The sequence below is a fragment of the Gandjariella thermophila genome (assembly GCF_005405885.1).
GTDB classification, from domain to species: domain Bacteria; phylum Actinomycetota; class Actinomycetes; order Mycobacteriales; family Pseudonocardiaceae; genus Gandjariella; species Gandjariella thermophila.
The window spans coordinates 16855-27112 of record NZ_BJFL01000049.1 but is presented as its reverse complement, the minus strand read 5'-3'; the positions used below and the strand labels follow the sequence as shown (position 1 = coordinate 27112).

The following is a 10258-nucleotide window of genomic DNA, read 5'->3' as shown; positions in this document are numbered from 1 at the left end:
AGCCGGGCCAACTCGACGGCACGCTGGCGGAACTCGATCGGGTGTGGTGCGGGCATATGGACATCCTTCCCGGTGACCGAAGGTCACCTCACGTCAGGTGTCCGGGCTACGGGGTCAAGCTCAGGCCCCTTCGATCGCCTTGGACACCGCACTACCGATGTTGCTCCAAACCGCAGCGGCCAACGGTGCTCTCGCCTCCGTCGAGCTTGTCCGCGCCTGCGCTCACCGCTGCACACAGGCCCCGACACGGCAGCTCGCACGCGCGCTGCTCGCGACGCCGAACCTGGCGGAAGCGCTGGGGGACCAACATGCGCCCTGGGTAGTCAAGCAGCTGCGAATCTACGGATCCGAGATCTGGGACGACATCGCCCAGCACGTCGAACGAGCCCTCGACATCCGCCTCAGCACGCGCATCGTCGAGTCCGTCGATCTCGACCGCGCCGAAGAGGCAGCCTTCCTCGCACGCCATTTCGACCTGTTCACCAGTGCCGGCCACGACCATGCCGACCTTCTTCAGCACCTCGTGCAGCACCTGGACTGGCGAGTACGCGCCGGCCTCGCAGAAGCGCTGCTGGCACCGCGCGCACTCAGCCCCGCGCAGGTGAACCGCATCGTCGAGCACCTCGTCCGCGATGACGACTACAAGGTGCGCGCTGCCGTCGCTCGCGCGATTGGGACCCTCGACGCTACCGCCGCACGTGGTCACGTCCAGGCACTGATGGGAGACAGCAACTGGCATGTTCGCGAATGCACCCTTCAGGGAGTTTTGGCTGGGCGGCAAGCGCCCCTACCGGATCCGGCTCTCGCGCGGGCGGTGATCAGCGCCGCTGCCGGCGACGAGAGCTGGGCCAGGCCCCCGGCTCCCGCAGCGAGGCTGCTCGCACGAATTCGGCTCCTCGACGAGCCATCGAGCCACGACGCATCCCCACCGGGCGACGCCGCCCTGTTCGGGCTGCTCAGGGAAGTCCGTTCGAGCTGGATCGAGTTGCCCGCCCATCTCGAACAGTCCCTGGTGTCCCGCGGGGAGAAGTCCTCCCACTGGCTCACCCTTCGGGAAGCTCGTGCGGTCCACCAGCGACATGCTTCTCAACCAGGCGCGACGAGCGCCCGCGAACAGTACCGACGCCGCCGCGGCCAACGCTCCCTCCAGGTCGCTCTCGACGTCCACACCCTGGAACGCGCCATTGGAATCGGCACCGCAGCCGTCGAGGCCGGGGTCGACCTCATCGAAGTTGGCGACCCTTTGATCAAACGAGCAGGCGTTGAAGCCATAGAGACAGTCAAGCGCTATGCGCCGGACACAACCGTGGTGGCCGAAATGATGTCCGCCGACTGGGGCCGGGACCAGGTCGAGCTGGCCGCCGAAGCCGGCGCCGACGTCGTCCTCCTGATCGGGCCGGCATCTATCGCCAGCGTGTCCGCCGCCGTGGCAGCCGCGCGTCGTCTCGGGGTCGCGCTCACCCTCGATGCGCCACCCGAACACGTCAACCCGTCCTGGCTCCGCGACATGGAACGCACGGGTATCGATGGGTTCGTCGTCACGACCAACATCGACCTCGGCATCGGTGGCAATCATCCCCTCGCAACCGCCAGAACGATCCGGACATGCAGCCGATTGCCCGTCGCCGTCTCCGGTGGGTTCAGCACGGCCGACGACGCCCTCACCAGCAGCGACGACTGGGACATCGCCATCGTCGGCCGCAGCGTCGCCGACGCCGTCGCCCCGGCCGACATGGCACGCCAGCTGACCACCATGGTCCGCAAAATCCACATCGAGGAGCGCCTGTGATCGTCACACCTCTGCAGACTGAACACATCAGCGAAATCCACCGGCTCATGGAACTGGGCGAGCCGTACATCCGTGCACGCACCTTGTCCGACTACTGGCTGTACGCCAGGCTGTTCTCCTCCACCTGCCCCATCGCCATCGATAACGACAACGCGATCACTGGAGCGGTGATCGCTTTCCGAAGCCAAGACGATCCCGCGGACGTTTACATCCAGGACGTCATGACCCACCCACGACACCGTCGCTGCGGCATCGCCCGAGCGCTTCTCCAGAGCGTGCGATCACAGGCCGAGAAGTGGGGCTGCGAACGCCTCTACCTCACGTCCGAAGCCGACAATCATGCAGCACATTCCAGCTGGACCGCCCTCGGCTTCGTCAACGTGCCCGGCGACCACGAAATCGATGGAATCTCGATCATCACCGATTTCAAAGGACCAGGCCGCAGCCGGGCCGTTTACGAATTGTCTCTAACAACTGTGTCGGAAGCTTCCCGTGTGAGGCGGTGATGGATTCTTAGTGAGGTGCCTTACAGCATGTCCTTGCTTGGCTCGACGGCTGTGAGAGGGCGGCGGCGAAACTGCTTGTAATGGAGGCCGTCCAGGGTCAGCCGTTCTGGCCTGTTATGTAACTTTTGCGGGGAACCGGTAACGCTGTGGGACAGTGGTGGCTTGGCCGCGCTCACCTGCATACGGAAGACCACGCCACCACCGAAACGCTCGCGAACGATGCGCTCGCGAGAATGGACGACGTCCCCATGTGGTACCTCCGGGCGGCTCACCACACCTCGAATTCTTGCCACCCGACACAGCTGGGCCGTTCCCCGGTCTCACGGAACTCCTGGAGCGCCTGACGGACGAGGTCAAGCGGCAGCACCGCATTGCGCGGGAACTCCGTGCGGGTGGCCTTGTCGAGGTACAGCGTGGGCGCAGCCTCGATCTCACGATCGGCCCGCGTGACCCACGAACCGATCGCGCCCTCGGGCGCATCCGGCGCGGGGCCGACGTAGGAGATCGCGCCCACCTGTGCCCAGCCGTTGAGGTCGATCTTGATCTGGTGGTCCGGCTTCCGCCGGGGCCCGTACTTGGGTCGCTCCTGGGCGACAAGCACGGGAGGGTTGGCCTGTTCGACAGCGGCAATCTGCCCCACGATGCGGTCCAGGTCCTCGAAAGACCTCGCGACGGCCGGCACGGCCGGGTCGCCTTCGTGGCCGTAGTAGTACACGTCGATGGTGAAGCTCACTGCTGCCTCCCGCGGAACACCCGCCGCCGTGCTGGATCATGGACGATGAGCACCTGGCCTGGGAACAGGATGTCCTCCAGGTACTCCAGGCAGGATTCGGGGCCGACACACATCTCATTGTTGATCACTAGCTCTACCTGTAACGCTGGGTCTTGAGTTTCGCGCATGCGCCAGGCCACCTTGGCCTCGACGTGCTTGGTCATGGCTGGGGAGCCCCGGGAGCGCAGGAGGAAGCCGTTCTCACGGAGAAAATCGGCGATCTTCTCGTGCGCCCCGTCGGACGCTCGGCCGCTTTGGACCACGTCGCCGTGGCCGTCGGGGTCGAAGTAACGCCCGGAGGTGACGTACCCCGGCAGCTTGCTCCGCTCCTCTTCAACCCAGCTCCGCAAGGTGGAGCGCTGCGCAGCCCGCCTGGTCACCGCGTCTGGCCGGCTCGCTGGCGGGGACGACGGGCGTGCCGTAACTGGGTCGCCCGGCGCGTACTCGGGATAGCGCTCGATCGCGGCAATGACGGCCTGTGCCGTCTGGATGGCCGCCACGACCTGCTGGCGAGCGTGCTCGTAGCCCTGGGCGGCTTCGTGCAGTTCGCCGGTAGCACTGCCGAACTCAAGCATGTGGGTGGTCTCGGCGGCCTGACGAAGTCCGTCCTCGGCGGCAACTAGCGCAATGATCGCCTCGCTGACGAGAGCGGTAACTCGTCGTAAGGCTTCCCGGATTTCGCCGACAGACATGCTGTCCTCCACCCTAGGACTCACCGTGCTCGGGCACGGTAGCGGTGAGGCACGACATCTCTCCGCGCTGAAGCGGCGAGCCACGTACACGCAGGGTGGAGCCGGAGCGGCAGCGTGCACCCCAGCAGGCCCGATTCGCTCACTTGTTCGATATCAGCCATCGTGCCGAGTCATGGCGGGCGCTTTGGCCCACGGCGTTAATTCAGGCGGGCAACCACACGATCATGCGAGGTACAGGATCGATAGCCAGGGCGCCCGGGTGTTGTGCTGCCGACCAGGAGCAAACGCGGTAGGCATTCGCTGGCCGACCACGCGGGTACCCGACAAACACGGTGGTCCCCAGAGGTAGTTGAGGGGAGTTCAACCTATTGGTGACTGTCGCCACAAGGCCGCGATCTCTGATGTGACGCCCTTGGGCACCAGCGGCCGTGAGCGCATCTTTCAGGGTGTCAGGCCGCACGTCCGCGTGGGCAAGGTGCTCAAGCGGCAGCCAGTGGGCCTGCAGGTGGTCTTCCTGGCTAGCCGGCTCTGGATCGTCGATGAAGACCTCGAAGACCAGGTTGATCTCGTGGTGGGCTGCGCCGTCGTCGACGTAGCTGTACTCGACCGCACCCAGGAAGCCCACGACCGTGGCCTCGGCATCGAGTTCTTCGGCCAGTTCGCGGATGGAAAGTCCTGGCCTCCACGCCGCAGGACCCTCGGGCAGTGTGCGTGGCGCACTAGTACTCCAGCCGCACTTGGTGATCTTCATGGTGTAGGTTGTCGATCTTGTGGTGACTGATGAAGATCTGGATGTCTGGGTGGCCGGACTGGAGGAGTTGTTCGCGCGGGTGGCGGGCCGGTTCTACCGGGTCGAGCCGCGACGGCGGGCCCGCGCGTATGTGCGTGGTCTGCTGGCACCATTGGCCGGCAAGAATGGGTGGACCCTGGCCGAAGCCGCGGGCGACCTCACGCTGAGGTTCCCCCGCTTTGCCGGAGACTTGGTTATCAGGATTCGTCCGGCTCGGTTGGGATAGTAGCCGAGCCGGTCTGTTGCCGGATCCGCCACTCCTCCTCGTACTCGTCAGGGGACAGTCCGTCGAGCCCTTCCTGGATGCGGCGGGGGTTGTACCAGCCGTCGATGTAGCGGAAGATCGCTGAATCGGCCTCGGCGCGAGTGGCGAAAGTGTTGCCAGGCCAGTAGATCAGCTCGGTCTTGATGGTCGACCACAGGTTCTCGGCGAGCGCATTGTCGAACGAGTCGCCAACGCTGCCCGTTGACGAAGCGATGCCCGCGTCGGCCAGACGCTGGGTGAACCGCAGCGCGGTGTATTGACAGCCCTTGTCCGAATGGTGGACCAACTGTCCATCCTGGACGTTACGGGAGCGCAGGGCGTAGTCCAGCGCGGTGAGCACCAACGCGGTGTCCGCGCGGGCGGCGGTGGCCCAGCCGACGACCTTGTTGGAGAACGCGTCCCGCACCGAGGCCAACCACAGCACGCCCTCTCCGGTCGTGATCCGGGTCAGATCGGCTACCCACAGCCGGTTGGGCTCGGTGGCGGTGACGTTTCGGTCGACCAGATCCGGTGCGGCGGTGTGGCGAGGATTCTGTTTGGTGGAGCCACCTTTCCAGCCCTTGCGCAGGAACGCGCCGGCCAGGCCGTGTTCGCGCATGATCCGCTCGACGCGCTTGCGGCCGACACGTACTGCCTGGCGGCGCAGCTCCAGCCATACCCGCGGGGACCCGTAGGTGCCGGCGAACTCGTGCGCGGTGCGGATCTTGACGATCATCTCCAGCAGCTGGGTGTCCTCCAGTTCCCGCCGGCTGGGCGCGGCCTGGCGGGCCCGCCAGTCGTAGTAGGTCGCGGCTGGGATGCCCAGGACCCGCAGTACGAGATCGACCGAGAACGTGTGGGCGTCGATGAAGCTCATGACGTCCTCCGGGTCGGGGCGATCTCGGCCGCGAAATAAGCGCTGGCCGCCCGCAGTACCTCGTTGACCCGCTTGAGTTCAGCGTTCTCGCGCTTGAGCCTGCGGTTCTCCTCGATCATGTCGGTGGTCGGGCGATCATGCCGCTGGCCGTTGTCGGTCTCGTCCTGACGGATCCAGTTCCGCAGGGCCTCGGGGTGGACGTTCAGCTGCTCGGCCAGCCGCCGGATCACCGGCTTGGGATCGGACTCCCGGTACAGGCGCACCGCCCGTTCACGCAGCTCGTCCGGATACTTCTTGGGGGCAGCCACGATGACTTCCTTCCTCGGTTCGCAAGATCAAACCTGGTTTGGAAGTCTCCGGGCAACCGGAACCTCACCGCAACTGGTGGCAGGTCAGCTTGCAACCCGGCCCGGTGGCAGGCGTTCTCGACGATCTCATCCAGCCCGTCGGCGGTGAGCGGACCACCGCGCTGGGGACGTTTCAACGCCACGAACACCCGGTCCGTCGCCGCGTCCTCGGGTCGTTCCTGCTCGAGGTAGGCGGCGAGTTCGGTGAAGAACCGGGGCGCGATCGGCACGTAGCGTTGCGCACCACCCTTGCCGTCGGCGATGAACACCCGCCGCAACCCGGGATGCACGTCGGCTAGGCCCAGGCCGAGTACCTCGCAGCGGCGCAGCCCACCCAGCAGCATGGCCAAGGTCATGGCCCGGTCGCGGTGGGTGCGCAGCGCGGAGTAGAACACGTCCACCTCGCCGGGTGCCACGATCCGCGGCAGCGTCCGTGGAGTGCGGATCAGCGCGCCACCGCGGCGAGCACGGCCGGCACCCGGGCGGCGGGTGGCAAGCCCACAGGGCACCGGGTTCGCGGTCACGCCGGCGTCGCCGCGGGCGATGAGGTAGCCGAACAGGCCGGACACGCTGGACAGGCGACGTTTGATCGTCCGTGCCGCCAGGCCCGGCTCGCCGTCCTCCAACCGCACCACCCGTGGCCCGTGCCGCGGGGCGCGTTGAGCGGCGATGAACGCATACACATCGGCCGTGGTCACCGCCGCCGGGTCCTTGGTGACCACGGTGAAGAACACCTTCAGGTCGAAACCCACCGCCAGCAGCGTGTTGCGCCGGGCACGAGCGGCCACGAATTCCAGATAGCGGTCGACATCGGGGTGACCCAGCCGCACCGCGACCACCCGACCCTCGGGGTCGTGGTCGGTCCATGACGGGAGTCCACGTCACTGTGGCACCGCCATGGCCAGGCATGATGCGCGCCCGGCTGGCCCTCACGGGTGCGACACGCCGAGGCTGAGCCGCCTACCTATCGGCAAGCCATCAAGGAACGTCCTGTAATGCCGACGTCCGTATGCCGGGCCGCGCCGCGCACGGCGTGCCAGCGATCTCGCGTGCTGTGAAAAACCTGCGCACGATCGCGGTCGGCTCGGGTGTACTGACGACATGCCGATCGCACCAGTCTTACTGCGTACAGCCGGTCCTGCCGATCTGGCCACGGTGTCGCCGCTGGCCGTCGCGTTCTACACGGAGGACTGTTTCGACACCAGCGAGCACGCGCTGCGCAGCAACCTCTCGGTGTTGCTCGCCTCGCCCGCGGCACGCGTCGCCGTGGTGCAGTCGGAGGCTCAACTACTCGGCTTCGCTATCACCACAACTAGTTTCGGTCTGGAAAACGGACTGATCGCGGAACTGGAGGACCTTTTCGTGTTGCCGACGGCACGGCGCCGAGGGCTGGGCAGCCGACTCATCGGTGACAGCGTCGCATGGGCGCGCGAGCAAGGTTGCCAACGTTTGGAGCTGGTCATCGCGCCGAACGGCCGCGACGTCGGCCATCTGTTCGACTACTACATCGCACACGGTTTCCGGGACGAGGACCGCCACCTGATCGGCCGCCCGCTCTGACTCCGCGAACATCCGCTTCTGCCGCGAAGCGTGTATTCGGCGCACGCCCTGATCTGCCGATGTGGGGACGAGTTGCGCACCCTCAGCACATCTCTGACAGCAGCACAAGGCGCTGGCCCGTCGCGTTCTTCCAGGTGCTCACGTGGTAGGTGAAGCCGTCTTCGTTGGCAGGCACTGGATCTTCACGATCATCCACGTGTCCGCCGGCGTGAGCCTCCCAGAAGGAGGCCCTGTGCTCAGGTGCGAGCCAGGTCAGTTCGTGTGTGCCGGAGTGCTCAACGGCTACGGCGCTGGCTGCTCGCATCACGAGCCGACGGGCATCACGCTCATTCACCCACCGTGCCTGTCTTCGCCAAACAGCGCCGTCAGGGGCGGTCCACTGAACCCGCGAAGGCCGCCACGTCGTCTCCTCCATTGGCAGATTGTGCTGCACCCGGTCGTCACTTTGGCCAATGTCCGCTCATGCCGAGAGTGGTTGTTGAAACAGCCGTCTACTTAGGACACCCGATCAGCTCAAGTCTGCCGGGCGGGCGGGCACGCTGTAGGGGCCTTGACACACGGGATGGGCTGCCACGGTTGGCTGGTCGAGAATCGCCGCAGGCGGCCAGTTGTTTCGCAGGCGGCGAGGTCTCGTCGCCCCGGTGGTCGGCGCCGAGCGGGTGGTGTCGCCTGCCGACCGCCGTGGGCGAGTTGTTCAGCAACGGTCTCTACGGTACGAGCACGATCTTGCCGCGGGTGTGCCGGCGCATCAGGTCGCGGTATGCCGTGCGGACCTCGACGAGTGGGTAGCTGGCGGCGATCGGGACGTCGAGGTCGCCGGCCGCGACCAGCTTGGCGAGCTCGGCCAGCACGTCGACGTTCGCGGAGCCGTGCATGCCCTCGGTCTTGACGCCGGTACGGGCTGCGCCGGCGAAGTCGATGATCGTGTTGATCCGGTCCTTGGCGACGCCGAGTTCGAGGGCCAGGTCGACGTAGCCGTCGCCGAAGGTGTCGACGAACGCGTCGACACCTTCGGGTGCGGCCGCGCGGATCCGGTCGAGCACGCCGTCGCCGTAGGTCACCGGGACCACGCTGTGCTCGTGCAGCCAGGTGTGGTTGGGCTCGCTGGCCAGCCCGATGATGGTGGCGCCGGCGCGGCGGAGCAGCTGCGCGGTCAGCGAGCCCACCCCGCCTGCGGCGCCGGCGACGACGATCGTGTCGCCCGGACCGGCCCCGACGGCGCGCACGTTCGCGTGTGCGGTGGTGCCGGCGACGAATAGCGCGCCGCCGACCTGCCACGGCACGGCGGGGTCGCGCGGCACGAGATTGCCGACCGGGACGGCGACCAGTTCGGCGTGGCTGGCGCGGGTGTCCACCCAGCCGATCACCTCGTCGCCGACCGACCAAGTGCGAACCGCGGAGCCGACCTCCTCCACCACGCCGGCGAGGTCGCTGCCCTGACCGGACGGGAACGTCGCAGGCCACCGTTCGTGCAGCGCGCCGATCCGGATCGCGCTCTCGCCGGGGTTGATCCCGGCGGCCCGCACGCGCACCAGTACCTCGTCGGCTGCGGGCTCCGGCCGGGGCACGTCCCGGACCTCCAACACGTCGATGTCGCCGTACTCGTCGAACCGCACTGCACGGGGCATGCCGCCCCTCCCTTCCTCGGTTCCTGTTCCTATCAACCAGGAAACCCGCGCGGCGAGGCGTGATCCATGCTGGATTGACGCGAAGAAATATGCGAGCGTCTCATGGCGTGGACGTACTGACGGATCTGCTGCAGCGCTCACGTGCGCGCGGCGCCGCCTTCTCGCACTCGACGGCGCGCGGCGAGTGGGGGGTCCGGTTCCCGGCCGGGGCCAAGCTCGCGATCCACGGCCTCCTTGGCGGCGAGGCGTTCGCGTGGACCGACGGCCCCGGCCGGTCCCGCCACGTGCTGCCCGGCGACATCGTCCTGGTCCGCGGGCCCTCCGAGCAGTTCATGGCCCACGCACCGGGCGCCGACGTGATCACGTTCGTCGGCCATCCCTCCTCCGGCCCGCCCGGCGGCGCGCGGCGAATGGTGTTCGGCACGGGATCCGGCAACCCGACCACGTTCTTCTGCGGCGCCTACACCTTCGAGGGCGACCTGTGCGCGGGACTGCTCGCCGGGCTGCCGGACCTGACCGTGGTGCGCCCGCGCGCAGGGTCAAGCCTGCGCGCGACCCTGGACGTGTTCGCCTGCGAGCTCCTCCGCGACGCACCCGGGCAGCAGGCCCTGCTGGACAGCCTGCTCGACGTGATCCTGGTCCAGGCGTTGCGGGAACAGCTCACCGCCGATGTGCAGGCCGCGCCCGCCTGGTTCCGCGCCATGGACGACCCGACGGTCGGGGCCGCGCTGCGCGCCGTGCACGCGGCCCCGGCGCGCGCCTGGACGGTCGCCGACCTGGCCGCCGAGGCATCGTTGTCGCGCGCCACCTTCGCGCGCCGGTTCACCGCGCTGCTCGGCGTGGCACCGCTGACCTACGTCACCGACTGGCGGATGGCGCTGGCGCGCGAGCAGCTGCGCGACGGCGACGCCGGCCTGGCCGCAGTCGCGCGGTCCCTGGGATACGCGTCGGAATTCTCCTTCGCCGCCGCCTTCAAACGCCACCACGGCATGGCACCCGGCCGCTGGCGCGCCGCCGCGACCCCGGCGTGAACCGCAGACGGCCAGCACCCGG

The 10258-nt window shown here is 67.6% G+C and carries 12 protein-coding genes and 1 pseudogene; 5 read left to right on the top strand and 8 right to left on the bottom strand.

What is annotated here, in order from left to right:
• Positions 1–157: 157 nt before the first annotated feature.
• Both FFT21_RS26055 and FFT21_RS26050 read left to right on the top strand, forming a co-directional pair.
• Positions 158–1789 (top strand): orotidine 5'-phosphate decarboxylase / HUMPS family protein, encoded by a 1632-nt coding sequence (locus FFT21_RS26055; protein ID WP_137816566.1) that lies wholly within the window; start codon positions 158–160, stop codon positions 1787–1789.
• On the top strand, positions 1786–2295 hold the full coding sequence (locus FFT21_RS26050; protein WP_225978774.1) for a GNAT family N-acetyltransferase: 510 nt from the start codon (positions 1786–1788) through the stop codon (positions 2293–2295). Before FFT21_RS26055 ends, FFT21_RS26050 begins: the two co-directional genes overlap by 4 nt.
• A 268-nt stretch (positions 2296–2563) precedes the next feature.
• On the opposite strand, the gene FFT21_RS26045 is transcribed toward FFT21_RS26050, so the two are convergent.
• From FFT21_RS26045 to FFT21_RS26035, 3 genes are all read right to left on the bottom strand, one after another.
• The gene (locus FFT21_RS26045; protein WP_137816565.1) at positions 2564–3028 is read right to left on the bottom strand and encodes an Imm1 family immunity protein; all 465 of its coding nucleotides are present in this window, start codon (positions 3026–3028) and stop codon (positions 2564–2566) included.
• Positions 3025–3771: a DddA-like double-stranded DNA deaminase toxin gene (locus FFT21_RS26040; protein WP_137816564.1), complete on the bottom strand. Its 747-nt coding sequence runs from the start codon at positions 3769–3771 to the stop codon at positions 3025–3027. Before FFT21_RS26040 ends, FFT21_RS26045 begins: the two co-directional genes overlap by 4 nt.
• Positions 3772–3961: 190 nt before the next feature.
• Complete coding sequence (locus FFT21_RS26035) at positions 3962–4510, bottom strand: NUDIX domain-containing protein (RefSeq protein WP_137816563.1); 549 nt, start codon at positions 4508–4510, stop codon at positions 3962–3964.
• Between the two features lie 22 nt (positions 4511–4532).
• Between FFT21_RS26035 and FFT21_RS26030 the strand changes: the two are divergent.
• Positions 4533–4706: pseudogene (locus tag FFT21_RS26030) on the top strand (IS701 family transposase); the annotation flags it as partial.
• A 40-nt stretch (positions 4707–4746) separates the two neighbouring features.
• On the opposite strand, the gene FFT21_RS26025 reads toward FFT21_RS26030, so the two are convergent.
• Genes FFT21_RS26025 through FFT21_RS26015 form a run of 3 tightly spaced genes read right to left on the bottom strand, consistent with a single transcriptional unit; the run spans position 4747 to position 6847 of the window.
• Positions 4747–5670 carry an IS3 family transposase gene (locus tag FFT21_RS26025; protein ID WP_137816562.1) on the bottom strand — a complete coding sequence of 308 codons (924 nt, stop codon included), beginning with the start codon at positions 5668–5670 and terminating at the stop codon, positions 4747–4749.
• Complete coding sequence (locus tag FFT21_RS26020; protein WP_264081678.1) at positions 5667–5933, bottom strand: transposase; 267 nt, start codon at positions 5931–5933, stop codon at positions 5667–5669. The genes FFT21_RS26025 and FFT21_RS26020 overlap by 4 nt, the downstream gene beginning before the upstream one ends.
• Positions 5897–6847, bottom strand: coding sequence for a tyrosine-type recombinase/integrase (locus FFT21_RS26015; protein WP_225978773.1), 951 nt, complete (start codon positions 6845–6847; stop codon positions 5897–5899). Before FFT21_RS26015 ends, FFT21_RS26020 begins: the two co-directional genes overlap by 37 nt.
• A 271-nt stretch (positions 6848–7118) precedes the next feature.
• On the opposite strand from FFT21_RS26015, the gene FFT21_RS26010 reads away from it, so the two are divergent.
• Positions 7119–7577, top strand: coding sequence for a GNAT family N-acetyltransferase (locus tag FFT21_RS26010; protein ID WP_137816560.1), 459 nt, complete (start codon positions 7119–7121; stop codon positions 7575–7577).
• Between the two features lie 82 nt (positions 7578–7659).
• Here the strand turns inward: FFT21_RS26010 and FFT21_RS30095 are convergent, their stop codons facing one another.
• The gene (locus FFT21_RS30095; RefSeq protein WP_137816559.1) at positions 7660–7911 is read right to left on the bottom strand and encodes a hypothetical protein; all 252 of its coding nucleotides are present in this window, start codon (positions 7909–7911) and stop codon (positions 7660–7662) included.
• A 373-nt stretch (positions 7912–8284) separates the two neighbouring features.
• A complete protein-coding gene (locus FFT21_RS26000; protein ID WP_137816558.1) occupies positions 8285–9205 on the bottom strand; it encodes an NADP-dependent oxidoreductase in 921 nt (306 codons plus the stop codon).
• Between the two features lie 107 nt (positions 9206–9312).
• Here FFT21_RS26000 and FFT21_RS25995 point away from each other — a divergent pair, with 107 nt between their 5' ends.
• The gene (locus tag FFT21_RS25995) at positions 9313–10236 is read left to right on the top strand and encodes an AraC family transcriptional regulator (RefSeq protein ID WP_137816557.1); all 924 of its coding nucleotides are present in this window, start codon (positions 9313–9315) and stop codon (positions 10234–10236) included.
• Positions 10237–10258: the final 22 nt, after the last annotated feature.